Source organism: Paraburkholderia sp. J11-2 (assembly GCF_905220185.1).
GTDB lineage: Bacteria > Pseudomonadota > Gammaproteobacteria > Burkholderiales > Burkholderiaceae > Paraburkholderia.
This window is the reverse complement of sequence record NZ_CAJMYY010000007.1, coordinates 15,424-40,093: the sequence shown is the minus strand read 5'-3', so window position 1 is coordinate 40,093 and position 24,670 is coordinate 15,424. Positions and strand designations below refer to the sequence as shown.

Sequence of the window (24,670 nt, the reverse complement as noted above, 5' to 3'; positions counted from 1 at the left end):
ACTTGGCGGCTCGTCCTTATCGGGCCGTTGCTGCATGCTTCTGGTTTCTATCCGTCGTTCTCCTGATACACACGACTTTCGGTTGAGTCATTTCCTCGTAGGCAAACCTGACACCTTCGCGGCCGAGGCTGCCGTACTTGAAGCCGCCGAACGGCATGGCATCGATCCGGTAATCCGATGAGTCGTTGATCATGACCCCGCCGGCTTCCAGTTCGTCGGCTGCCTTGCGCACGGTTGGCGTCTAAAGCGTAAGCGAGCCTTCCACGGAAATGACGCAGGAACCGCCGACGCTCACGGTTCCGTTCGCGTCCACGCTTATCCTGACTTTGCCAGCCCGGCCGACGCAGCGTCCCTGAGCCGCCACGTAATCGGTTCCGCCGGCCGGCAACAGGCCGCGCTGCCACTGGAAGGCCGCGACGCTGCCGTTGCCGCTTCCGCAGACAGGGTCCTCGTCCACACCACAAGAGGGTGCAAATGTGCGCACTTCTATAGCCGCGTCGTCGCCGCGCTCGCGAGCGCCGAATACGGTCAAACCCGTCACACCCAGGCGGCGCTCGAGCTCTGCCAGTCTCGCGAGATCAGGTCGAAGCGCGAGTACGGAAGCCGCATCGTTTAGTTGTGCCACGATCCAGATGGGACCCACGTTCACGATCCCCGGCGCAGCCTTCAGGTCCACTTTGCAGCCGAGAATGCGCTCCAGCTCCGCTAGTTCCGCCGTGTGAACTGGCTCGAGCTTCGCAGGCGGCAGACGGAAGTGGAGTTCGCGATCTGCCTCACGCGCTCCGATCGTCAATTCGACCAGGCCGATTCCGCATTGCTGAGTCAATCGGCCGGTTCGGCGAGGTATGACGCGCCCGGCTTCCAGGAGGGCGTACGCACTGCCCAGCGTCGGATGCCCTGCGAAAGGAAGCTCGCTACGGGGCGTGAAAATCTTCAAGCAATAGTCGGCGTCGGCTGTCGTGGCGGGAAGGACGAACGTCGTTTCCGAGAGGTTCGTCCATCTCGCGATAGCCTGCATCGCGTCGACCGTGAGGCCCTGCGCGTCCATGACTACGGCCACTGGATTGCCTAGCAGCGGTTGGGAGGAAAAGACGTCGACAACGTTATAGGATCGATTCATGTTCTCCTCATCTGAATTGCGCTGACTCGCCTAGCTCAGGCTGCGCTCACGCTGTCGAGTTCGGTCCGGGTGAGACCGTATTTCGCCATGCGGGTACGATGATCCGCCGAGCCAAGGTATTTTCGAAGCTGTTCGTTCACGGCCTGTAGAAGCGCATGATTGTTCTGGTTGAACGAAAAGGCGCCGACAGGTACTCCGCCTTCCTTGTTCGTTTCGAGCGCAACCACTTCCAGTGCCTGATTGGCACCGGCGAGGGCACGGCTTCCCACCGCCGTGCTCGCGTAGGCGTCGATCTTTCCTGCGAGCAGCGCGTCGAGCGCGAGAGGCTGGTCCTTGAAGGCCACGATCTGGCTATCGCTCACGCCCGCCGAGATGGCCGCATCGTACTGAACCGTCCCGGAAACGATCCCGAGCCGCGCGTCGTTGTGCGCGGCGACGGCCCGGTAGCTTGCAAGCGCTTTCGGATTGCCATGGCGAAGCAAAAAGCCATCGGCCAGCGACCATACGGGCGCGCTGAATGCAACGCGTAGCGCGCGCTCGGCCGTCACGAAAATGGGCACGTTCATGTCCCAGCGACCATCCTGCACGCCAGGCAGCAGTTCATCGAACGAGGTCAAATGATGCTCGATCGCGGACACACCGATCGCTCGCAGCACCACGTCGGCCAGCTCGATGTCGGCGCCCGTCGCGCGATGATCTTCACCGGTCCAGTAGAAGGGGGGCTCCTCGAGATAGGCGACGCTTACTTTCATAGTAGTACTCCACATGTTCAGGGCAATGGCGTGTCAGGCAGCAGCAGCGTCCAGAACCGACGAGAGCGCAGACAACGCGGGTTGCAGGCGCGCAGGCGGCAGATAGCCGAAGCCCAGCCGGAATACGCGGCTGCTCTCGCCAAACCATGCGCCGGATGCCAGTTGCAGATCACGACCTGGCAACAGATCCCAGAAGCGCGAGACGGCAGCCTCGTCGAATGCCTCGGCGCGCAGGCGCACGCAGCACAGCGCGCCTGCGTCGGGCCGGACCCATTCGATGCGTTCGCGCTCGCTCTCGCACCACTGCGTCAGTTCCTTGAGCGCGTGGGCGAGCAACTGGCGGCGCGGCGCGAGCACACCTTCCCTGTGACGCAAAAGGACGGTGGCGAGCGTCTCGTCGAGCACGGAACCCGAGATCACGGTATTCATCTTGGCGACAGTCAAACGCGCCCGAAGATCGCTGTCTGCCACCGTGAGCCAGCCGGTGCGCAAGCCCGGCGCGCCGAGCGCCTTCGATACCGATGCGCCGGTGACGATGCGCGCGTCGAGCGCCGCAAAACTATCGGCCACGGCGTTGTCGCCATAAGCGGCTTCCCGATAGGTCTCGTCGACGAAAAGTATCGCTTCCGGAGAGTGCCTTTCCATCAGCACAAGCAGCTTCTCGATGTCGGCGCGAGACGTCTGGACGCCAGCGGGATTTTGCGGCGAGGCGAGGCTGACGAGCTTCGTTTTCGAGGACAGGCTTGCCTCGATCTGTTCCAGATCCAGCCGATAGCCATGCTCAAACGAGAGCTTGATCTCGCGGACGTCGACGCCGGCTCCGAGCAGACAGTCACGACTTGGCGGAAAGCACGGCGTTGCGAGGACCGCCTCGTCGCCGGGCCGGCAGACTTCGAAAGCGAGCAGGAAGAGCCCGAGCGCAGTGCCTTGTGTCGTGATGATCTGCTCGGCCGGCACGCCGCAGCCTTCTGCGATGGCTTCGCGCAGCGCCAACGAACCTGCCGAGGTTCCATAGCCGAGTTTCAGATTGCGTATGCCGTCCAGACCCGCCAGGTCCAGCAATGCGCCGACCGTCAAGTCTTGCGACGTGCTCTCCGCCAGATTGAATGGGCGATTCACATCGAGCAGCGAGATGATCTCGTTGCGCGGAAATCTCCCGCGCCATGCGTGGGCATGCGCTTCGTCGAAGCCAGTCCCGCGCTTTTCATCGAAAGCCTGTTGGAGTGCGTTCATGCTTGTACCTTGCCTTTGCCGTGAGTCATTCGTCAGACGACGCATTGGGAGCCTCCGGGCGACCGCTCCCGCCATGCCGTGACGGAAATCCCAGCCGTGCGCAGGGCCTTGCTGCGCTACGGCATCGGGTTCCATCGGACGCGATTGCATAGCACGCATCGTAGCGTTCTCTCGCGGACCATAACAGTCACAATTTTCCGGAGAATCGACCAACACAATTTCCCTTGGCGAGTCGCGGCGCGACGTCGATAATCTGGGTTGATTCCGCTACGAGCGCTTACATGGACACGCACACGCCGTTTCGTTACGAGCAACTGGCCGAACTCATCGTCGGCATGATCAACAACGGCGCGCTCGCACCGGGCATGCGGCTGCCCTCGGTGCGCGCGATCAGCGAGCAGCACCGCATGAGCGTTTCCACGGCGTTGCAGGCGTATCGCATGCTCGAAGATCGGGGCATTCTTGTCTCGCGTCCGCAGTCGGGCTTCTACGTCGCGGCCGCGCGCCGTGGCGCCCTCGCATTGCCGTCGGCCTCGCGGCCGCGCGCGAAGGCGTCGACGGTGTCGATCAGTGCAGCGGTCGCGGCGCTGCTCGAGCACGCATCGAATTCGACGCTCGTTCCTCTTGGCTGTGCCGTGCCCGACGCCGCGCTGCTGCAATCGAAGCGGCTCGACCTCGGGCTCGCGCGCGCTGCGCGACAGCACGGTATGCGCTACAACACCTATAGCCCGCCGCACGGCGAACCGCGCCTGCGGCGGGAGATCGCAAGGCGCGCGATGCGCGTCGGGCACGCGCTGTCGCCCGACGACGTGCTCGTGACTTGCGGCTGCACCGAGGCGCTCACGCTCGCGCTTTCGGCTGTCGCCAGTCGCGGCGATACGATCGCAATCGAATCTCCCACCTATTTCGGATTCCTTCACACTATTGAGATGCTCGGCCTGAAGGCATTCGAGCTGCCGACTCACCCGACGCACGGCATCGACGTCGGTGCACTCGCACGCTTGCTGGAGACCGAACCGGTGGCGGCCTGTTTGCTGTCGTCGAGCTTCAACAATCCACTTGGCTCCGCGATGGCCGAAGCCGACAAACTTGCGCTTCTCGCCGTGCTGGCGCGGCACGCCGTACCGCTCATCGAAGACGACGTCTACGGTGACATTCACTTCGGTCGCGATCGGCCGAAGCCGTTCATCGCACTCGATGGCGGCGCCAATACGATCTACTGCAGCTCGTTTTCGAAATCGCTTGCCCCCGGATACCGGGTCGGGTGGATTGCGGCCGGCGCCTACACGCAGCAAGTGATGGAGCGCAAGCTCGCGTTCAGCCTCTGCTGCCCGGTTTTGCCTCAGATCGCACTCGCAGACTTCCTCGAGAGTGGCGCCTACGATTCGCACTTGCGCAGCATCCGCCGAATCTTCGAAGAGAACCTGGCGCGCATGACCCGTACCATCGAGGCAAGCTTCCCCGCCGAAACGAAAGTCAGCCGGCCAGCAGGCGGCTTTGTACTATGGCTCGAATTGCCAAGACGCTTCGATTCGCGCGCGCTTTTCGACGAGGCGCTCGAGCAAGGCATTTGCTTCGCACCCGGCGATGTTTTTTCGGCGAGCCGGCGCTTTCGCAATTGCCTTCGCCTGAGCGCCGGGCACGACTGGGACGAGCGTATGGAAGACGGCGTCCGCCGCCTTGGCCGGCTCGCATGCGCACAGCTCGCGCGCCAGTCGGCGTTGGCGAATGAGACTGGCGTAACGAAGTTGAGCAGATTGCCGTCCGGAGTCCGAAACAGCCGCGAACGATTTTCCGATGGGTGACAGGCCGGAAGCAAGCGCGCGCGATCGACCTCTCATCGCGTTCAATTCACGCCCGCAAGGCCGCTATGATCCCGTGCATGCAGTCAGACATGGAAGCTCAATTCTCGACAGAGGCGGTTTTGCGTTTTCGTGGGGCACGTCTGGAAACCTGATTTTTCCGCTCGACAGCAAAGGCCTCTGCGCGAGCGGCTCGCTCGGCCGCCCATGACGGATTGATCTGGCTCTCAACCTGGCTGAAGGTGAAAGGCAGGTCGGCTTGCTCAGGTTGCCAGTCGGCGTCGATGATCGCGCCAGTCCGACGATGCGTCATCGTCAATGCGCTTTCAGCTTCTGGTTCGAGCCCGCAGTGCCGCATTCCCCACAAGCGAAGGGTCAGCATCACCCCGTCGAGTTCGCGCGTCTTGTCAGTGATGCAATAGGCGTACCGCTTGGGTCGATCCTGATAGAGCCGACGAGACGTTGATGGTCACGCTCGACTGGAGTTACGACCTGCTCCCGGAAGGCGAGCGGATCGTCTTCAGGAGATTGGGGATCTTCGCGGGCTATTTCGATCGGGAGGCGGCCGCCCGGGTCGCAGCGAATGATTCCATCACCGCCGCAGACATGCTCGGCATCCTCGCCAATCTCGTCGACAAGTCGCTGGTCTTTGCTGATATCGGCAGCGGCGTCACGCGCTACAGACTGCTTGATACGACCGTTGCGTACGCACGCAAACGCCTTCTCGAACTCGGCGAAATCGAAGCGCTGGCGCGGGGGCACGCAAACTACTACCTGCAGCTTTTGCAGCAGGCGGAGGAAGCCGATCAAAAGCTGTTGGACGGCATTCAACGCGGTGCGCGGGGCAATGTTGCGGACAACGTCCGCGCAGCCCTCGACTGGGCCTTCTCCGAGGGAGGCGATCCGAATCTCGGTATCGAGCTCTCGATCGCATCGGTTCCGCTTTGGCTGAAGCTCTCGCTGATGAACGAGTGCCGGATCCGCATTTACCGCGCAATCGAGGCCATGTCCGCAGCGAAGATCGTCGACGACAGAATCGAAATGCAACTCCTTAGCGCCCTCGGCGTCGCCTTGTATTCGATCGGACCCGGTCCGGAAGCGAGATCGGTATGGACCAGGGTGTTGCAGTTTGCCGAGCGATTGGACGACACGGACTATCGCTTACGTGCGCTTTGGGGGCTTTGGGTCGACACGGTCACGGGCGACAACCACGGATCCGGGTTGACCCTTGCGAAGCAGTTCGCGCAGCTTGCCTCGGAGGTGCACGATCCCGTCGCTTCGTTCGTCGGGGACCGGCTGGTGGGAACCTCTCTCTATTTCCTCGGTGAGCAGGGCGCGGCGCGCACTCACTTCGAGAGGATGCTGAGCCGGCCGCCCACCGCAACCCATAAAGCGCAGATCTTGCGCTTTCAGTTCGATCAAGTCGTGGCCGGCAGAGGCTTTTTTTCGCGGATTCTCTGGGTGCAGGGGTACCCCGATCAGGCGTTTCGCGAAGCCGAGGCAAGCGTCGAAGAGGCATTGGCGCACAACCATTCTTTATCGCTGTGTTATGCGCTCGGGCAATCCGCGTGCGCGGTCGCGCTGCTCGTGGGCGACTTCGAGGCAGCGCAGCGTAACGTACAGTTGCTGCTCGAGCAGTCCGCCAGGCACGAATTGCGGCTCTGGCAGACCATGGGGCGTTGCTTCAGCGGCATTCTTCATATCAAGGTCGGCCACACACGCGAGGGAATCAAACTACTTTCGCAAGCGATCAACGAGCTTCGCAGCGCCGGGTTCGCGCTGTATCACACTGCTGCACTCTGCGAGGTCAGTGCCGCTCTCGGAAGCATCGGTGAACTGCACGCGGCGCAGCGTGCCGTTGATGAGGCAATCGAGCAATCGTCGCGCAACGATGAGCGGTGGTGTCTGCCCGAGTTGCTGCGAACCAAAGGCGAACTCATGCTCGCCCAGTTCGGTACGAGTGCGGCGTCGGCCGCCGAAGCGCTTTTTCAACGATCATTTCAACTCGCGCTGCGCCAGGGCGCGTGCGCCTGGCAGCTGCGCACGGCTTTGAGCCTCGCGAAGTTGCACCGCGAAGAACCCGTCCATGTATCCCACGCGGTGCTCGCGCGCATTGTTGAGTCGTTCACCGAAGGATTCAAAACGTATGACCTCGTAGAGGCACGAGCGATGATCGACAGATAGTCGAGTCGGTCGGCCACGATCCCGGCATACCTCGCCCGCGCCAGCAGCGAGAATTCACGGCAATTCACCACGATTCACTCACGCCTGCATCCGCCGGCGGCTAGCCTACGTTGTACGCCCGTGCAGAGGGAGCTGGCCATGGCGTCTTGCGTCGAAGTGTTTGTACCCGACGGGGCCTTTTACGCCTATCTTGCAGAGCCCCGATCGGGACCTGCGGCCGCCGTGGTGGTCGTGCAGGAAGCGTTCGGCGTCAACGCCGACGTTCGCATGACCTGTGACGAACTCGCAGCGAAGGGGTTCATCGCGGTGAGTCCCGACCTGTATTGGCGCCAACAGCCGCGCGTCGAGCTGTCCGGCGAGACCGACTGGCCGCTGGCGCACGCGTTATACGAGGCGCTCGATCTCGACCAGGCCGTATCCGACGTGCAAGCGACGGTCGAGCAGACACGCGCCATGACCTGGTGCACCGGACGCGTCGGCGTGGTCGGCTTTTGCCTCGGCGGACTGCTTGCGTATCTGGTTGCTACGCGCGTCGGCGTCGATGCCGGTGTCGGCTATTACGGCGCGAGAACGGATGAATTCCTCGGCGATGCGCAGGCAGTGCGTGGGCCGCTGCTGCTTCACCTGGGCGAGCAGGACGAGTACATCGGCCCCGCCGCGCAGAAGGCGATCCGCGATAGCCTTACGCCGCTCGGCGTCGAGATTCGGACTTATGCCGGCTGCTCGCATGCGTTCGCGCGGCATAGCGGCTCGCGCTTCGACGCCAAGGCGGCTGCCAGGGCCAACGCCAGAACCGTCGAGTTCCTCAAGCAGCATCTTTTTGAGTAGGAGGCCCGCAACCCCCGCAAGCACTCACCTTAGGAGAACACAATGAAACCGAGTATCGTTTTCGCGCACGGTATCTGGGCCGATGGGTCCTGTTTTCAGAAGCTCATCCCGACGCTGAAAGCGGAGGGGCACGACGTGATGGCCGCGCAATATGGCCTGGATACGCTGAAAGGCGATGTCGACGCGACCGTTCGCACGATCGCACGGGTCGAAGGCCCGGTGGTGCTGGTCGGCCACTCCTACGGCGGAACGGTCATCACCCATGCCGGCATGGACCCCAAGGTCGCCGCTCTGGTGTATATCGCCGCCCTGGGCCCGGACGAGACCGAGACGTCGCAGGGTCAGCAGGACAAATTCCCGAAGACCGAAGTCTTCAACCACATCGAGGTGGCCAACGGTCGCGTCTGGCTGAAGCATTCCGGCCCGGCGGCGTTCGCTCAGGACCTGTTGCCGGACGAGCAGGCGGTCGTCTATGCGACTCACTTCGCGCCGGCACTCGACCTCTTCAACCAGAAGCACGACGGAATCGCCTGGCGTACGAAGCCGAGTTGGTCGATTGTCGCCACAGAGGACAGAACCGTCCATCCGGACCTGGAACGCTTCGCCGCGAGGCGCATGGGCGCCACAACCGTCGAGCTCAAGGCGAGCCACGTCCCGATGCTCTCGCAGCCGCAAGCGGTGCTCGACGTGATCCGCAAGGCTTGCGCCGCGGTCGCCGCCCGCTAGAGCGAGGCGCTCCCGGGCAAGGCTCGCACCGACGCTCGGCGTGGCGCGTTCCGCGGACATCGGCTGGAATCTGTCAAACGTGGTCGTCGAAGGAGAAAGCGATGGAAAGTCGTATCGTCATCGAGGGCCGGGACGGCGCCTTCGGAGCCTATATTGCGCGGCCGGCCGATCTGCCTGCGCCGGCTGTCGTCGTCCTGCAGGAAGTGTTCGGGGTCAACGCCGATATCCGCAAGCATTGTGATGACCTGGCCGGATTGGGCTTCATCGCGGTGGCGCCCGATCTTTACTGGCGGCAAGCGCCTGGCGTCGACCTCGACGTCAGATCAGAACCTGACTGGCAGCATGGGCTGCGTCTGTACGAGGCTTACGATCGGGACGCCGGGGTGAGGGACATCGAGGACACCGTTGCGACCACGGCCGAGCTATCGGGGTGCACCGGAAAGGTCGCCGTGCTGGGTTATTGTCTTGGCGCCCTGATGGCCTTTTTGACCGCGGTCCGCTCTGAGGTCGATGCCGCCGTGGCCTACCACGGCAGCGACACCGAAAGCTACCTTGCCGAGGTAGCGGGCCTTCATGCGCCACTGTTGATGCACCTGGGGGAGGAGGACGAGTTCATCTCCAGGCCAGCGCAAGAGGCAATCAAGGTGGCTCTCGCTGGCAAACCGAATGTCTCGGTGTACAGCTACCCCGGCCAGCGTCACGCGTTCTCGCGCAACAATGGCGCCCACTACGATCCCGCCGCCGCCGCCCTGGCCAACGGTCGAACCCGCGATTTCCTGAATCGGGCGCTACGATGATCCTTGCGGACGCTGGCTGCTCGGCCTTGGCGGCGAGCAGCCCAGAATGCGCCAGAGCGCTTTTTTGACCCGCGACGATTTCTCGTCGAGAGTCGGCCACCGCTCACGACGCGTTTCTCGAATTCCGTTGTTAGAGCCCGAATGTCATCGAAAAGAGCCGCTTCATGTGCTACCGTGTGTACTCAGTGCCAGCCGGACGTTTCAGCCGACCACCAGAAGGATGCTCATGGAATTCAACAATGGCGCTGTACTTGAAGCTCTTCGACTCGCGTTGTATCGACAAATTCCGTGGCACAAGCGACCGGCAATATTCACGTGGCTTCGCTCGCAGGGTCTGATCCAGACCATTGACCAGAAACCTCCTCCCAGTACGAAGTACCTCCCGCCGCTCCAGATTGCCATGCTGACCGATAAAGGCCAGAAAGAGATTCAGCGCATCGAGGCGTCGAAGCATGTTTCCGGGTGGCTGGACGATGACTACTTCGCAACGTATCTTGCACAGGTTGCGTTTGCCTGACTACGCATCGTTGCGTGCGCGCTGTTTCGATATTGTAAGAAAAAGCGGGGCTCAGGGCAGGGCCTCCTTTTGAGCCGATGATCAAACCGCATTCCACGACTCGGTGTGACGATCGACTCGTGGACGCGTCCCGTGCAGAAAGCTGCCATCGCTGTCCACGAAGGGCGCCGGACACATGCTAAATGGCCACTGATAGCCACCGCCGGTACGCATTCACGCTTGTCGGCGGATCAAACTCAGCAAGCCATGCGCATCTACCTTTCATCATTCGATGTAGGCGCCAGACCCGAGCAACTGGTACGGCTAGTCGGCGGTGAAATGCGCGCAGCGGTTATCGTCAACGCGCTTGACCATCGTGAAGCAGCGCGAGCGCAGTGGCTGGAAAGTCAGTCGACAAAACTCCGGGCATTAGGATTCGCCGTGCAAGAACTCGATCTCCGGCAGTTCTTTGGTGCGACGGATCGACTGCGTGAGGCACTACAGCAGTTCGACGCGGTATGGGTCAACGGCGGCAACGCATTCATCCTGCGCAGGGCAATGAAGCAAAGCGGATTCGATGTCGCGATCGCCGATTTGCTGGAGCGCGACAGAATCGTCTATGCAGGATTTAGCGCGGCGGCGGTGATTGCCTCGAGCACGCTGCGCGCACTGGTCCGCGTGAGCGATCCCGCTGAGATTCCGCCGGGTTACGATTTACCGGTAGTATGGGACGGGCTCCGACTGTTGCCGCTTTCGCTCGTGGTGCACTTCGAATCAGATCATCCCGAATCGGCTGCAGTGGGCGAAGAAGTGGAATTCTACGAGCGCCACCAAATACCATATCGAACGTTGAGAGACGGTGAGGCCTTTGTGATGGACGGTATGCGAAGCGAGGTTGTTGGTTGATCGCGCTCGGGCGTCGAATAGGGCTGTTGTTGGAGCTACCGGTCATCTTACAAGGTGTTATCGGCACAAATGGCGATCCCGCCGAATCCCTGTGGTGCAGAAACCGCCGCCCATCGGCTGGTTATCGTCGAAGGCATCATGGGTTCGGGCAAGTCAACGACGATGCGCCTGATTGCCAGGCGCCTGGAAGATTCGGGGCGCGCGGCATTGCCGATACATGAAAGGACTGAGCCCCACCCGGTGCGAGCGACGGACGAACTCGAACACTGGTTCGAGCCGTGGCGGGACGCGACACCTCGGGATCTGGCCGACCGTGCGCTGGCCAGGTGGGCCGCTTTTGTCGAGGCAACACAGAGGGATTCGCCAATCCCGGTGATGGATGGTCAACTGTTTCATGGAGACCTGACTCATCTACTGCTGATGGACGCCGATACAGCACTGATTGTTGACTACGTAAAGGCGTTGGCCGTAGTCATTGCGCCACTCAATCCGTTCGTTCTCTACCTTTGGCAGGAAGACGTCGAAAAAGCGGTTCGAACCGTCTGCACGGAGCGCGGGCCCGAGTGGATCGACTATCAGGTGAACTGGAAACTCGCGAGTCCGTACTGTGTGCGCAAAGGTTACCAGGGGTTAGACGGGTTAATCTCCCTATATCGCGATTATCGGCAAATCACCGACGCTCTGTTTCAGCAACTACCGCTAGCCAAGCTCTCGATTGAGAATTCCCGAAGAGACTGGTCAGCCTACGAGCGCCAGATTCTGAGTCGGCTGTGAACAGCGAGGCGTGATTCATCTCGCCGAGACTCTGCAACGGAGAAATGAGCGATGACATCGAAAAGCGTCCGCCGGGCGACGGCAGATGACGTGCCGTTACTGACTCAGATTCGCAACGATGCACACGCGAAGAAGGTGACGTACCGCGACTATGCGTGGGGCAGGGAAGGCGACGGGTTTTCCGAGAACTGGGTACGAAACAATGTCTCTGAAAAAGAAGTGTATGTCGTCGAGATGGAAGGGACGCTGGTCGGGGCGTTTTCGCTCGTGCTGGATGAGGACAATCACTGGGGGCATCAAGCACCGGTTGCCGGCTATGTTCATGGGCTTTCTGTGCGCAAGGACTTTAACGGGCGCGGGCTCGGGAGCTTCATGCTTGATTGGTGCGCTAACCAGGTGAGCGGCTTGAACCGGCGTTTCGTTCGACTCGACTGCGCCATCCACAACGCGAAGCTATGCGCCTGGTACGAGTCGCTTGGCTTTATCCGCGCAGGGCTGTACACGGAGTCGCAACCCGGCGGGTATGTCTGGTCACTGTACGAGAGACCAGCCCACCCGGTTTCCACGAGATCATGAAGTCACTTCATCCTTTGCCGAGAGGCGGCCGACTGGGGAATCCCGCCATATTGCTCAATTGGGCCAGTTCATTGGCCGCCTCGCGCAGCAGTACCGAGTACTCGTGAATCTTCTCAGCAGTCAGTCGTACCCGCGGACCGGCCAGGCTGATGACGCCTACGCAGCGCGAGCCGCTAACCACGGGCGCCGCCACCGCAGACATGCGCGGAGCAAACACTTCGTCGATCATCGCGTAGCCACGCACGCGCGCAGCGTGCAGGAATCCCAATAGCGCCTTGAGCGTTGTCGGCGCGTTGGGTCCGAACTCATTCGGCTGTCCGAAGCCCTGCTTTAACACCAATGCGACCGCCTGCTCGTCGGTCATTGTCATGAGCCACGCGTGCCCGGTCGACGTGCATGAAAGTCGTGCCGCGTGGCCCATGTCGGGATCGTAACGAAAGCCAACGCGCTGTCCGTCCGCCTTACCCACCCAGATAATCGCTTCGCCGTCGACGAGTGACAGCCGCGCCAGTTCACCGGTTTGCGCGGCAATGCGCTCGATGATCGGCTGGGCGATATCCGCAATGCCCGTCAGGCTCAGGAATTCGAGTCCGTTCGACGTCATGCGCATTGTCAGGATGTAACGGCTGTGATCGACCAGTTGCCGGACATACCCGCTTTCGACCAGCTCGGCGAGGACGCGATGACACGTGCTGCGCGGCAGAGACAACGCGTCGGCAATGGCCACGAGGCCCGCGCCTTCGCCTTGCGACGCCAGAAAATCCAGAACTCTCAGGCCATTCTTTAGCGACATTTTTGCGCGTTTTTCACAATATAAAATGCAGTTCCGGTGCGGAACGGGCCTCCTTTGCAGCGCAAACAATAGCATCTGTTCGTCGCCAGAAACGAACGTTCAACATAAGGAAATTCAGGAGACAAAATGTCATCTTTCGCTCGGTCTGACCTTGCTGCGGACGAACAGTCTGCGCAAGCTCACTTGATGGCGCGTCGGGCAGTCGCCGGCGCGACCGTCGGTACGGCGCTCGAATGGTTCGATTTCGCGTTGTATGGCGTGGTCGCGGCCACGATTTTTCCCAAACTGTTTTTCCCCTCACTCGACCCAACGGCCTCGCTGTTAGCGTCGCTGGCGAGCTTCTGGGCAGGGCTGGCTGCACGGCCGCTCGGCGCGGTGATTTGCGGAATCCTCGGTGACCGTTGGGGGCGCCGCAAACTGATGCTGATCACCGTGTCGGTAATGGGTGCGTCGTCGTTCCTGATGGGGGTGCTGCCCACTTACCAGCAAGTTGGCATACTCGCACCGACGCTACTGGTGTCGCTGCGCATCATTCAGGGCTTCGCACTCGGCGGCGAATCGACAGGCGCGCAACTGATGGCGGTGGAGCATGCGTCTGCCAGCCGACGTGGCTGGTATTCGGGGCTGCTTGGCATTTGCTCGCCACTTAGCCAGATTCTCGCCAATTTCTCGCTCTTTACACTGGCCGCGCTGCTCTCGTCGGACGACTTTGATGCATGGGGATGGCGAGTCCCGTTCCTGGCAAGCTTTGTTCTCGTGTTATTGGGCATCTACATTCGCAGGAAGGTTAGCGAGACGCCTGCCTTCGAGTCGCTCAAGAAGGGCGGCACTTCCACACGCGCCGTCAATCCGCTTGGCGTCGTTTTCAAATATCACTGGCGCACCGCGCTGCGCCTCACGTTGTTCTTCTGTGGCCCGGCTGCGCTGTTCTACTTGATCGTGGTTTTCTCGCTCAGTTACCTGACGAAACACCTCGGTGTACCGAAGCAGACCGGTTTCATGCTGTTGATGGTTGCGAATGTCTGTGCCATTGTGGGCGCCCTGGTGGGCGGCTACCTGAGCGATCGGCTCGGACGCAAACGTGCATTGATGATTGGTTCGTTATGCACACTAATATGCTGCCTGATCTATTTTCCGGTTCTCAACCAGAACTCGATCGCCATGACAATGGCCGTGATGGGCGCGTTCCTCGGCTTCACACAGTTCCAAAGCGGCATCCAGCCGGTCTGGTTCGCCGAGTCCTTTCCGACCGAGGCGCGCTACACGGGGTCGGCACTGGCGTACTCGGGCGCCAACCTGCTCACCGGCGGCCCAATGCCGATAGTCGCGGTGGCGCTGCTCAATGCCTTTCACGGTTCTCCGTGGGCCATCGTAGCCGTGTGCGGCTCGCTGAACCTGCTCTCCTTCGTCATGATCGCGGTATCCCGGGAAACCAAAGGCACCGCCCTGGAACATTCCTCTACGCATTGACACCATGAATCGAAAACTCTACATCCTCAATGGCTCCAATCTGAACATGCTGGGCGTAAGGGAGCCTCATATTTATGGCACGACCACGCTTAACGATATCGAACAGAACTGCCTGACGCTGGCCGATGCGCTCAAGTTCGACTGTGTGTTCCGCCAGACCAACAGTGAAAGCGAGCTGATCGACTGGATCCAGGAAGCATTCCTGCAGGACGCCGCGCTGATCATCAATCCGGCCGGTTTTTCGTTCGGCCGGATTTCGGTGCTCGATGCAGTCAAACTCGTCCGCCGGCCGGTGGTGGAATTGCATATCACCAATATCCACCGGCGTTCCGAAGAATATCGTCACTCGTCGATCTCGGTGGCGGCGACTGCCGTGATCTGTGGGGCTGGCGCGAACGGCTATTTGCTGGCGATTCGCGCGATCGACGATCTGTGGGGCAACAGGCTTGAGCCCGGCGCTGAAAACAGATGACACCCGGTGCGAACCACCCGGCCGCTGTCAGCCGCTGCTGCCGTAAGGCCGGGTGATCACTTCGAGGTAGTGGCCGTCAGGATCGCGAAAATAGACGCCGCGTCCGCCATCGTTGTGGTTAATCTCGCCTGACCGGCTACCCATTGGGTCGGCCGAGTACTCAAGGCCGCGATCCTTGATGCGGCTGAAGACGGCGTCGAAGTCGGCTTCGCTTATGAGGAAAGCGTAGTGCTGCGGCTGGATCTGACCGTTGGCGTTGGCGAAGTCGAGCGAGACTCCGTTGTCCAGTTCGACGACGTCGAAGTGGCCGAAGTGGGTCGGCGCTGGCCGGCCCAGCATCTCGGTCAGGAATTTCGCTGAGGCGCTCCGGTTCGAGCACCAGACGATGGTGTGATTGAGTTGAGTGGCCATAATGCGGCCTCCGGCGACGGGGGATTCGAGTGTGGTGCGCCCGGTCCGGATATCTTGACAGACCTCCAGCACAACGGCTGCGTCACGGCGCATATCCGAAGTCTACATCCGGACCTGAGAGCAGACGCAACCCGTTCTCGACGTTCGCTCGGCGTTCGCTCGACGTTCGATTTCCCGCGCACGAACGACCGCTTTCATCAACAGCCACCCGTTTTCAAGCCAGATACCCTTGCGTTTCCAACGAATACGCTGCCGCGCCGTGTTCCACTTCCACAAGCATGGCGAAATCCGCAGTCTGAAGCGCAGCGGTGCCAGCGCCCGCAATCGGACGTTTTTGCATGGCGCGACTCAAGATGTGAGTCGTGTGTTGATAAAAGAGTTCGAGCTGTCGTGCATCCGATGCCTGAGGCGCCAGGCCGAAAGCCTCCTCAAGCGCCCGGCGCGAAATATGAAAGCGTTGGAGCCCGCGAATTACGCGAACCTGAAACACGACCCCATCGCTGTTGTGAGGGATTGCTGCCCAAACTAGCGCGCTGCCCATGAAATGCCCCCATTTACCTGCATAACGGATTCAAAGTTCGTTGCCCAATAATGATCCTCAAAAAATACATTTCAAAAATACGGCAGCGTGGTTTTGACGTTTTCACCACACGAGGTGTGCGAGCTTTTGCTGTTACGACGGCTGTGGCGGCCAACGAGGACTCCGGGCCTGGCTGCCGCCAGACGATCACGGGCGGCAGTTCAAGCGCCAGAACGTGTTGCAGGCGGAAGGATGCCTGCGGCATGCCGTATCTCCACCGCGATCGACCTTAGCGGCGCATCGGCAACGAAGCGCTCGAGCAGTTCGCGCACGTCGTGATCGATGAAATCGGCGCGTGTGGTGTCGACGATGACCGTCGCGCGGTCCGGAATATCGGCGAGCATCTGCTTGAGCGGCACCTTGCCGAGAAACGACACGTCCTTGCGAAACGAGAGCAGGAAATGGTCGTCATGGCACGCGAGGGCGATCGGCCGGTGCAGATTCGCCCACAGCGCGAGAGCGGCGCTGCACAGCACGCCGAGCACGATTCCCGTGAGCAGATCGGTGGCAAGCACGCCGGCGATCGTAACGACAAATGGCGCGAGAGGCGCCACGCCTTGTTTCGCGAGCGCGACGAACAACGAAGGCTTGGCGAGCTTGAAGCCGGTATGAATGAGAATGGCGGCAAGGCTTGCGAGCGGAATCAGATTGATCACGTCGGTGAGCGCGAATACGCTGACAAGCAGCAGCACGCCATGCACGATCGCAGAGAGCCGGCTTTGCGCGCCGGCGTGCACGTTTGCCGAACTGCGCACGATGACCGACGTGATGGGCAGCCCCCCAATGGCGCCCGCGACGATATTGCCGATACCTTGTGCCTTGAGTTCGCGATTCGGCGGCGCGGCGCGCCGCTGCGGATCGATCTGCTCGACCGCTTCGAGGCTCAGCAGCGTTTCGAGACTCGCGACGACGGCAAGCGTCATGGCCACGATCCAGATTTCCGGGTCGGCAAGCCGCGCGAAGCTCAATTCGAAGTCGCCGAATTGCAGTGCCTCGCCCAATGCCGCGAAGGATTCGATGGCGGGCAGCGCCACCCGCTGCTCGACCGGCAGCGCAAAACCAGAGCCAGGCGCGCCGCAAACCAGCGTTACGCTGATGCCTGCAATCACGACGACAAGCGGCGCGGGAACCAGTCGCACGAGCGCGAAGCGTCGCAATGCGCGCGTTTCCCAGCCCGCGAGAATGGCAAGCGAGAGCAAGGCAACCGCGCAGACGACAGGCGAGATCGACTGAAGCGCGCCCGTCAACGATTCGGCGTTGTTGCCCGACGTCAGTCCCAGTGCGAGCGGCACCTGCTTGATCACCAACAGCAGTCCGATTGCTGCCAGCATGCCCTTGATGACCGGCGTGGGCACATACGAGGCGAGCCGCCCGGCTTTGAGCATGCCAAATCCGAACTGCAGCACCCCTGAGAGCAATACAGCAATCAGGAATGCTGAGAAACTGCCGAGGCGTGCGATGCCATCCACGACGATCACGACGAGTCCGGCGGCGGGGCCGCTCACACTGAGGCGCGAGCCGCTGAGCGCGGCGACGACGATGCCGCCGACAATGCCGGACACGAGGCCGGTCAACGGCTCGGCGCCGGATGCTCTTGCAATACCGAGGCATAACGGCAGCGCGACGAGAAAGACGACGGTACCGGCGGCGAGGTCGCGCGCAAACGCAGACAGGGAAGCTCTCGAAGTCATGACGGAAGCAGGAAGAAAAGAAGAGTAGAGGAGTCGGCGAATTCCGCACGCGATTGGCGGGCGGCACGGACGGTCGGGCCGTGCCTGGATCACGCAATCCTGAGCGGATTGCTCAGGCTGCTGCGATGGCCATCGCGGTTTCAGCGTCGTAGCCCGACGCAAGTTCGCGTAGCTGCCCGTTGTTGAGCGAAAAGATCCACCCGTGTACAAGCGGCGCGGGCGCGCTCTCGCTCACGAGCGGATGTTCGCGCAGCAGGCGCACCTGCTCGATCACGTTCAGTTCGGCGAGACGGTCGATGCGTGCTTCTTCCGACGGCAAGTGCGCGAGCGTTGCGCGATGTGTCTGCGCGAGCGCGCAAAGCGGCTTGATGCGCCGGTTCACGTGGGGCAGCGCGTCGGCGGGCGGGAGCAGCGAGGCGCGCACGCCGCCGCAACCGTAGTGTCCACAGACAATGATGTGCTTGACCCGCAACACGCGTACCGCGTATTCGAGCACGCTCATGTTGTTGTCGTCGTCGGAGTGAAAAAGGTTGGCGATGTTGCGGTGAACGAACAAATCGCCAGGTGCACAGTGAGTGACGCTTTCCGCTGGCACGCGGCTATCGGAGCAGCCGATCCAGAGCACTTGCGGCTTCTGCCCGGTGGCTAGCGCGCTGAAGAATTGCGGGTCGCGAGAGGCAATTTCCTGCGCCCACGCGACATTGGCAACGAGCATACGTTTCGGAAGATTCATGCGTCGAGGCTCCATTCAGAGCGGTGGCTCCGCTCAATCCTTACGTATAGCTTTCTATCAGAAAATCGCGCGATGTTTTAAAAAAATAAATCGGAACAATGCAAGGCGAATATAAAAAAACAGTCCCGCAACGCACGCCCTGTCACATTCTGATCGCCAGGCGTTTCCCATCGCTCAAAACGAGGTCGACTCCATGATGAACGGGCTGCAACAGAAGTTCGCGTACGTCAACGGCATCCGGATGCACTATGTCGAAAAAGGCACGGGGCCACTCGTGCTGCTCTGCCATGGCTGGCCGGAATCCTGGTACGTGTGGCGCTGGCAGATAGAAGCGTTGGCGGCTGCAGGTTATCGCGCGGTCGCACCGGACCAGCGCGGTTACGGGCTCACCGATACCCCGGAATCCGTCGAGGCTTACGATATTTTGAATCTGGTCGGGGACCTGGTCGGCCTCGTCAAGTCTCTCGGCGAAGATCGCGCGATTCTGATCGGCCATGACTGGGGGGCTGCCGTCGCTGCTTACGCTGCGCTGCTGCGCCCCGAGCTGTTTCCCGTTCTCGGCCTGCTGAGCGTGCCTTACATGCCTCGACGTCTGGTGCGTCCATCGGTGCGCTTTGCCCAGATCACGCAGGAATGTCACTTCTATCAGGACTATTTTCAGTTGCCGGGACGCGCCGAGCGCGAACTCGAAGAAGATATCCGCCGCTCGGTGCTCGGCATTCTGTACACGGCATCAGGCGATGCGGTGGCGAAAGGGCAGTTGGCCAATTTCTCGACCTTTCCCAAATCGACACGGCTCGTGGACAACCTCGCATTACCCGATGAACTCCCGGCATGGTTGACCGAAACGGATTTGCAGTATCTAGTCGGTCAATTCGAGCGGAGCGGGTTTCGTGGACCCATCAACTGGTATCGAAATATCGATCGAAACTGGGCGCTGACCAGCTTCCTTGATGGTGCTCGCATTATGCAGCCAACGCTTTTCCTCGCGGGGGAATTGGACGGCGTCGTGAAGATGGCGGCGAAGGACTATGACGCGCTGGAACTCAACGTTCCCAACCTATGGAAGAAGCATCTCATTGCGAAGGCGGGTCATTGGGTGCAGCAAGAGCGTCCGGAAGAGGTGAACGAGATTATCTTGAACTTCCTTGCCGGGCAGGCGACAAGTGCCAGTAAGTAGATGCAAAACAGCCTGCGCCGCCAGTGCCCGTTTTCGCCGGGCGCCCAGCGGCGAACTCCGCGTTAGTGCACAGTCACGCTGACGGTGACGATTTCGTATCCGGGGTCGGCGTTTTCGTGCGCCGCCTTTTCCGCTTCTGCGTACGACGAAAAGGACTTGGCCCCTTCAATTTCCGGTGCCATGCCAATGTCGCCGTCCTCTGCGCAGCAGAGGTACTGTTCACCGGTCTTCACTACATAAACGGTCATCATGGCTCCCTCCATGGTTTTCGGGGGAACTCATAGTCTAGCAGGCCTGAAGTCGCCGCGTCAGGCGGTTTTTTCCACGCCGTAGTTATTCCATAAAATTCATGCATTGTGATAAGAAGGATTATCTCAACAGCAAGATGTGGCTGCAAACCTCCACGAAAAGCGCAGGCGGCCTGCGGCCAACCGGATCAGATCTGCAGCCGCTCGAGCACCTCAAGGAACAGCAACACGGCAATGAGGATGCCGATCCATCGTAAAGTCAATCGCAGATTAAGCAGCGTCGGTCCCAGGGAGCTCACGGCATCGGCGACGAGCTTTGCCGCGACCGCTTCGTCGCCACTCGCTGCGGAGCCGCGCAATGAAGCCGTTGCAAAGTCGATCCGAAGGTTGGTGACAAAGCCAGTTGCGATACTCGGCCATTCGATCGTGTCGTCGCTGTCGCTGGGCCGGAGAAAGAGCCGAGGCTGGCGCGCGGGGTTCGCCGCCGGACTTTCGGCCGTGTAGATATGCCGCATCGTCAGCCCCAACTCCACAGCGCCAAGCTGGCCTTCCGAGATCGCTTGCGCAAGCACCTGCAGGCAGGCGGGAGGGATGTGGCAGGCGAGCCACCATTGCTCGGGTTCTCCGGTCTCCTCGTCGGCAGAATTGAATCCTAGTCGGGCCGTGCCGAGCGCCACATCGGACAGCGAGTTACCGAGTTCGTCTTCTAGCGCGCGCAAACCAAGCCGGTCGGCCGTGCTGACGTCGCGGGCCTCGAATGATACCTGGAGCGTACGCGTTGCTTGATCAGGAATGCCAATGATCGAGAGTTCCTGGCCGTCCAGATGTGCCACACCGTGTAGCGATGTGGACAGTATCGGTTGCCGGTCTTCGTCCAGGGGCTCGACGAGTTGTTGCGCCACCTGAAGCTGCTCCAGCTTCAACCACATCGACCTGGCCGGGTAATACGTCCGCTTCTCGTGATCTCGCCCGACAAATTCAAGGACGTGATCTTTCCGCTCAACGAGATTCAGCACGGCCTTCTTTTCCAGATAATCCATGACCCACCCCCGCCGCCAAGTACGCCAAGTCCCTCGCCGGTAAAGAAACCAGGAGGTGAGTGTCGCCCGTTTGACCTCGTGTTCGAGATGCGTCTGCGGTTTTCGCATTTTCGCGCCGGACGTGAATACGCGGGATTGTACCCATCCGGAAGTCACCGCTATATGCCACAGAACACATAAGAACGACGTTTCAATCCTCAGATTTATTCGACGAGCACGAGCCGGATCGCCCGCGTGGTCGCCGAAACCGAAACGAAACGTAACGAAGCCGTGATGTCATTGAAACATAAATGAAAGCAACGGCGCACCCCCTTGGACCATTTCGCTGCCGGAATCTCGGCATGACACGTTGCTTGTGTTGGCCAGGACACACTCAGTTGTTCGTCAGGAGGGCAACCGCACAAGGCGCTGGGTTTGCCCTACTGCAAGTGTAGGGAGGTGACCCATCGCAGGTCCCGTTGCCCAAATCCAAAATCCTGATACGGGTCAGTGTGACGGTTGCATGGGCCCGCATTGGCAATAGAACGCGCCGTACAGCGCGTAACGCGCTGGTTGACCCCAAGGACGGAGGTCATATGTTCAGCATCCGCATGTGTCGCAATAGCGTGGCAGCACTGCTGTTCACGATGTTTGCGATTCCCTCATTCTCCCAGTCGTTCATGGTTCAATGCCCGCCGACCACGCCGTCCCATCCAACGGCGCTGGCGGCCGGCGCCGGCGAGCCGCCGTACACGGGACCGTCCTTCACAGGCCAGACCTCGGCGTCGACCGGTGTCGTCAACGGTGCGATCAAGTGCCAGCAGATCTCGGGCGGCGACGGTTACGCGACGATGGCCAATGGCGTGCAGACATATCTGTTCGCTTTCGGGCCGCTGTCCGGCCTCGCCGACATCAAGGCCGGCCTGCCGGGCACGGAGTTCGCCTCGGTGTTCAACACCGTCGGCGACCCCAGAACGGATCCGACCTATAACGGCGCGGTCGGTCTCACGCCCGATCCGGAATCCGTTCCGCCTGGTCAGCTCACCGGCCATGTCGACCCGCGGCCGATCATGGACATTGGCGTGATGAACGGCAATGAGCCCGCGCCGATGATGGCGATCGACGAGGACGACGAGTTCTTCCTCACGCTGACCAACGTCGGCATGATCATGCGCCCCGACCTGTTCGAGAGGCATACGGTCCACTTCCACGGCTATCCGAACGCCTCGTCGTTCTATGACGGTGTGCCGGACGCCTCGGTCGCGATCAATATCGGCGCGAGCTTCACGTACTACTACCTCGCGCCGGATGCGGGCACCTACTTCTGGCACTGCCACATCACGCCGCCGGAGCACCTGCAGATGGGCATGGTCGGGCAGATCTTCGTGCGGCCGCGCCAGAACCGCGTGCCCGCAGGCCAGTCGCTGTACCAGTCGCTGGTGTCGCAGCAACAGGATCTGCGTACGCGGTGCGGTACCGACATCCTGTGCTCGACGCCGCTGCCGGCGCAGAACGGCGTGCTGCATGCGAACAACCTGAGCGGCACGCCCACGCTTTACGCCTACAACGACGGCGACGGCTCAACCGCCTACGACGTCGAGTATCCGGTGCAGATTCATGGCTTCGATCCGAATTTCCACTTCGTCGGCATGACGTTCAATCCGGAACCGTTCACCGACATGAAAGACAAGTTCTTCATGTTGAATGGCCGCAGCTACCCCGACACCGTGAATCCGAGTGCGCTTTCCACGCCCGCGTCGGACGGCGTGCCGCGTTTCTCGCAACCGCTGCCGTCGCTGATCAATATTCCTGTTGGCGGCAAGGTGCTGCTGCGGATCTCCGATCTCGACGTCACCGAATATCAGACGCTCGCCTCGCTCGGCATTCCGATGCACGTGGTCGCCGTCAACGCGCGGCTGCTGCGCGACATGTCCGGCAACGACATGACCTACTACACGAACTCGATCACGCTCGGTGGCGGGGAGTCGCTCGATCTGATCCTCGACGCGAGCGACACGACGAAGTATCAGTCCGGGCAGGTCTTCTATCTGTACACGCCGAATCTGGATCATCTGGCGAACGACCAGGAAAACTTCGGAGGCCTGATGACCGAAGTGCACATCTGCAGGTCGGTGGACCCGAAAACGAAGGTCTGCACGCTATGAGACGCCTCTTGCAGTCGATGAAAACAGTTCACGGCTGACCCGCCATGGACTCGGCCAGAAAGTCCTGCACTTAGGAGAAGAGCCGTGGGACATATCACTTACCGCTTAGGAACCGCGACCCTCGCGCGCCTCGGACGGCTTGCACGGTTCGGCGTGGCGGCGCTCGCTGCGCTCTTCTACATGCCGGTGCATGCGGCCGCGCCCGGCATCACGGGCACGCATTTCGACCTGCGCGCCGAGGCGAACCGCATCACCCAGCCGGACGGCAATAGCGTCTATTCGTGGGGCTATGGCTGCAACACCGCGCCGGCCGGCTTTTCGCCGCCCAACATTGCCGGTGCGAACTGTCCCACCATGCAGATTCCCGGCCCGACGCTGATCGTCAACCAGGGCGACATCGTCACCGTGACGCTCACCAACAATCTGCCGGCGGCGGCGGGCAACACGTCGATTCTCTTTCCCGGCTTTGACGTATGCCTGGGCACCATCGATCCGACGACGAAGGTCTGCTCCGGCACGCCAACCGGCGTGCAGGGGCTGCTCACGCGCGAGGCGTCCCATACCGTCACGGTCACCTATAGCTTCGTTGCCGCCACACCCGGCACGCATGCCTACTACAGCGGCACGCAGGGCGATCTGCAGATCGAGATGGGCCTGTATGGCGCGGTCATCGTGCTGCCGACTTCGTCGCCCGGCACGCTCGCCGTACCGACTGGCTGCAACCCGATCCAGGGAGCGCGCAAGCTGCTCGACGGCCAGCCCGATTTCCGCAATGCCGCCGCGGCCTACAACCACAGCGCAGCGTGCTACGACCGCGAATATCTGTTTCAGTTCTCCGAAGTGGATCCGCGCATTCATGCCCAGGCGGAGCAGCAGGCCAGCAACGCGTGCACGAATCCGACCGGCTGCATGACCGTGGAGACGGAACCCTATCACCCGGCGTACTTCATGGTGAACGGGCGCTCGATGCCGGACGACATGGACCCGAACTACGCGGCGCAGTATCCGAATCAGCCATACAACGGCAATCCGCACATGCACCCGGGCGAGCTGGTTCTGTTGCGGATCATCGGCACGGGCCGCTGGCAGCATCCGTTCCACGAGCACGGCAACCACGTGCGTGTGCTCGCGCGCGACGGCAACATGCTGCTTTCGAAGACCGACGCGACGAAGGTCGCCGGCCCGCTGCTGTTCACGACCACCACGACGCCGGGCCTTGCGATGGACGGGATTTTCTACTGGACGGGCAGGGGCCTGAACTGGGACGTCTACGGGCACTATCCCGGCGACGGCAGCGTTTGCATTCCGGACGCGAACGGCTACTACACGCAGGATCCGACGGCGCCGAACTACTACGAGTGGTGCGCGGACCACAACAAGGCGCTTGAAGCGCATCCGTTCGGCAAGGTGGGCAGCGGCGGCCCGGTCACGTTGCCCGACTCGCACGTGCTGACCAACGGCTTCTGGTACGGCGGCAGTCCTTATCTGGGACCGGACGCGACCATACGCGCGACCGCGCCCACGGGCACGACGCCGCCAAGCGGCACGGTGGTGAATCCGCCGCAAACGGAAGCCGGTTTTGCCTTCATGTGGCACTCGCACAACGAGCGCGAGATCACCACGAACAACATCTTCCCTGGCGGAATGATGATGATGATGCTCGTTGATCCGCAAGCGTTCCTGATCGACGAATCGAATTAGAGGCGGGGAGAAC

General features: G+C 61.3%; 26 protein-coding genes. 14 read left to right on the top strand and 12 right to left on the bottom strand.

Features of this window, described 5'->3' with window-relative positions; translation table 11 throughout:
• Window positions 1–16: 16 nt before the first annotated feature.
• From U5A57_RS11585 to U5A57_RS11570, 4 genes are read right to left on the bottom strand one after another with little or no spacing between them, the layout of a single operon-like run.
• A complete protein-coding gene (locus U5A57_RS11585) occupies window positions 17–232 on the bottom strand; it encodes an aldehyde dehydrogenase family protein (protein ID WP_321910928.1) in 216 nt (71 codons plus the stop codon).
• A gap of 9 nt (window positions 233–241) precedes the next feature.
• Complete coding sequence (locus U5A57_RS11580; protein ID WP_321910926.1) at window positions 242–1,120, bottom strand: PhzF family phenazine biosynthesis protein; 879 nt, start codon at window positions 1,118–1,120, stop codon at window positions 242–244.
• A 35-nt stretch (window positions 1,121–1,155) separates the two neighbouring features.
• Window positions 1,156–1,872, bottom strand: coding sequence for a transporter substrate-binding domain-containing protein (locus U5A57_RS11575; RefSeq protein WP_321910924.1), 717 nt, complete (start codon window positions 1,870–1,872; stop codon window positions 1,156–1,158).
• Window positions 1,873–1,905: 33 nt separating this feature from the next.
• Window positions 1,906–3,105 (bottom strand): pyridoxal phosphate-dependent aminotransferase, encoded by a 1,200-nt coding sequence (locus U5A57_RS11570; protein ID WP_321910922.1) that lies wholly within the window; start codon window positions 3,103–3,105, stop codon window positions 1,906–1,908.
• A gap of 281 nt (window positions 3,106–3,386) precedes the next feature.
• Between U5A57_RS11570 and U5A57_RS11565 the strand changes: the two genes are divergently transcribed.
• Window positions 3,387–4,910 (top strand): PLP-dependent aminotransferase family protein, encoded by a 1,524-nt coding sequence (locus tag U5A57_RS11565; protein ID WP_321910921.1) that lies wholly within the window; start codon window positions 3,387–3,389, stop codon window positions 4,908–4,910.
• Window positions 4,911–5,007: 97 nt separating this feature from the next.
• Here the strand turns inward: U5A57_RS11565 and U5A57_RS11560 are convergent, their stop codons facing one another.
• Entirely contained in the window at window positions 5,008–5,289 is a 282-nt protein-coding gene (locus U5A57_RS11560) for a hypothetical protein (protein WP_321910920.1), read from the bottom strand.
• 83 nt (window positions 5,290–5,372) lie between these two features.
• Here U5A57_RS11560 and U5A57_RS11555 point away from each other — a divergent pair, with 83 nt between their 5' ends.
• From U5A57_RS11555 to U5A57_RS11520, 8 genes are all read left to right on the top strand, one after another.
• Window positions 5,373–7,091, top strand: coding sequence for a hypothetical protein (locus tag U5A57_RS11555; RefSeq protein WP_321910918.1), 1,719 nt, complete (start codon window positions 5,373–5,375; stop codon window positions 7,089–7,091).
• Window positions 7,092–7,229: 138 nt separating this feature from the next.
• Window positions 7,230–7,919, top strand: a complete 690-nt coding sequence (locus tag U5A57_RS11550) for a dienelactone hydrolase family protein (protein WP_321910917.1) — start codon at window positions 7,230–7,232, stop codon at window positions 7,917–7,919.
• Window positions 7,920–7,961: 42 nt separating this feature from the next.
• Window positions 7,962–8,645, top strand: coding sequence for an alpha/beta hydrolase (locus U5A57_RS11545; RefSeq protein WP_321910916.1), 684 nt, complete (start codon window positions 7,962–7,964; stop codon window positions 8,643–8,645).
• A 101-nt stretch (window positions 8,646–8,746) separates the two neighbouring features.
• Complete coding sequence (locus U5A57_RS11540) at window positions 8,747–9,442, top strand: dienelactone hydrolase family protein (RefSeq protein ID WP_321910915.1); 696 nt, start codon at window positions 8,747–8,749, stop codon at window positions 9,440–9,442.
• Between the two features lie 226 nt (window positions 9,443–9,668).
• Entirely contained in the window at window positions 9,669–9,959 is a 291-nt protein-coding gene (locus U5A57_RS11535; RefSeq protein WP_321910914.1) for a hypothetical protein, read from the top strand.
• 105 nt (window positions 9,960–10,064) lie between these two features.
• Window positions 10,065–10,844, top strand: a complete 780-nt coding sequence (locus tag U5A57_RS11530; protein ID WP_321910912.1) for a Type 1 glutamine amidotransferase-like domain-containing protein — start codon at window positions 10,065–10,067, stop codon at window positions 10,842–10,844.
• A gap of 69 nt (window positions 10,845–10,913) precedes the next feature.
• A complete protein-coding gene (locus U5A57_RS11525; RefSeq protein ID WP_321910911.1) occupies window positions 10,914–11,618 on the top strand; it encodes a hypothetical protein in 705 nt (234 codons plus the stop codon).
• Between the two features lie 51 nt (window positions 11,619–11,669).
• Window positions 11,670–12,194 (top strand): GNAT family N-acetyltransferase, encoded by a 525-nt coding sequence (locus U5A57_RS11520; protein WP_321910909.1) that lies wholly within the window; start codon window positions 11,670–11,672, stop codon window positions 12,192–12,194.
• Between the two features lie 7 nt (window positions 12,195–12,201).
• On the opposite strand, the gene U5A57_RS11515 is transcribed toward U5A57_RS11520, so the two are convergent.
• A complete protein-coding gene (locus tag U5A57_RS11515; RefSeq protein WP_321911322.1) occupies window positions 12,202–12,987 on the bottom strand; it encodes an IclR family transcriptional regulator in 786 nt (261 codons plus the stop codon).
• Between the two features lie 126 nt (window positions 12,988–13,113).
• Between U5A57_RS11515 and U5A57_RS11510 the strand changes: the two genes are divergently transcribed.
• Window positions 13,114–14,457, top strand: a complete 1,344-nt coding sequence (locus U5A57_RS11510) for an MFS transporter (RefSeq protein ID WP_415774607.1) — start codon at window positions 13,114–13,116, stop codon at window positions 14,455–14,457.
• 4 nt (window positions 14,458–14,461) lie between these two features.
• The gene (locus U5A57_RS11505; RefSeq protein ID WP_321910907.1) at window positions 14,462–14,929 is read left to right on the top strand and encodes a type II 3-dehydroquinate dehydratase; all 468 of its coding nucleotides are present in this window, start codon (window positions 14,462–14,464) and stop codon (window positions 14,927–14,929) included.
• A gap of 27 nt (window positions 14,930–14,956) precedes the next feature.
• Here U5A57_RS11505 and U5A57_RS11500 read toward each other — a convergent pair whose 3' ends face one another.
• From U5A57_RS11500 to U5A57_RS11485, 4 genes are all read right to left on the bottom strand, one after another.
• Window positions 14,957–15,340, bottom strand: coding sequence for a VOC family protein (locus U5A57_RS11500; RefSeq protein ID WP_321910905.1), 384 nt, complete (start codon window positions 15,338–15,340; stop codon window positions 14,957–14,959).
• A 214-nt stretch (window positions 15,341–15,554) separates the two neighbouring features.
• Window positions 15,555–15,881, bottom strand: a complete 327-nt coding sequence (locus U5A57_RS11495; protein WP_321910903.1) for a hypothetical protein — start codon at window positions 15,879–15,881, stop codon at window positions 15,555–15,557.
• Window positions 15,882–16,081: 200 nt separating this feature from the next.
• Entirely contained in the window at window positions 16,082–17,611 is a 1,530-nt protein-coding gene (locus tag U5A57_RS11490) for a SulP family inorganic anion transporter (RefSeq protein ID WP_321910902.1), read from the bottom strand.
• Window positions 17,612–17,723: 112 nt separating this feature from the next.
• On the bottom strand, window positions 17,724–18,344 hold the full coding sequence (locus tag U5A57_RS11485) for a carbonic anhydrase (protein WP_321910901.1): 621 nt from the start codon (window positions 18,342–18,344) through the stop codon (window positions 17,724–17,726).
• Between the two features lie 193 nt (window positions 18,345–18,537).
• Between U5A57_RS11485 and U5A57_RS11480 the strand changes: the two genes are divergently transcribed.
• Window positions 18,538–19,524: an alpha/beta hydrolase gene (locus U5A57_RS11480; protein WP_321910900.1), complete on the top strand. Its 987-nt coding sequence runs from the start codon at window positions 18,538–18,540 to the stop codon at window positions 19,522–19,524.
• Between the two features lie 62 nt (window positions 19,525–19,586).
• On the opposite strand, the gene U5A57_RS11475 is transcribed toward U5A57_RS11480, so the two are convergent.
• Both U5A57_RS11475 and U5A57_RS11470 read right to left on the bottom strand, forming a co-directional pair.
• Window positions 19,587–19,775, bottom strand: coding sequence for a hypothetical protein (locus U5A57_RS11475; protein ID WP_321910899.1), 189 nt, complete (start codon window positions 19,773–19,775; stop codon window positions 19,587–19,589).
• A 185-nt stretch (window positions 19,776–19,960) separates the two neighbouring features.
• Window positions 19,961–20,812, bottom strand: coding sequence for a hypothetical protein (locus U5A57_RS11470; protein WP_321910898.1), 852 nt, complete (start codon window positions 20,810–20,812; stop codon window positions 19,961–19,963).
• Between the two features lie 575 nt (window positions 20,813–21,387).
• Here U5A57_RS11470 and U5A57_RS11465 point away from each other — a divergent pair.
• Both U5A57_RS11465 and U5A57_RS11460 read left to right on the top strand, forming a co-directional pair.
• Window positions 21,388–22,956, top strand: a complete 1,569-nt coding sequence (locus tag U5A57_RS11465) for a multicopper oxidase family protein (RefSeq protein WP_321910896.1) — start codon at window positions 21,388–21,390, stop codon at window positions 22,954–22,956.
• An 84-nt stretch (window positions 22,957–23,040) separates the two neighbouring features.
• Window positions 23,041–24,657 carry a multicopper oxidase domain-containing protein gene (locus U5A57_RS11460; protein WP_415774023.1) on the top strand — a complete coding sequence of 539 codons (1,617 nt, stop codon included), beginning with the start codon at window positions 23,041–23,043 and terminating at the stop codon, window positions 24,655–24,657.
• Window positions 24,658–24,670 lie beyond the last annotated feature (13 nt).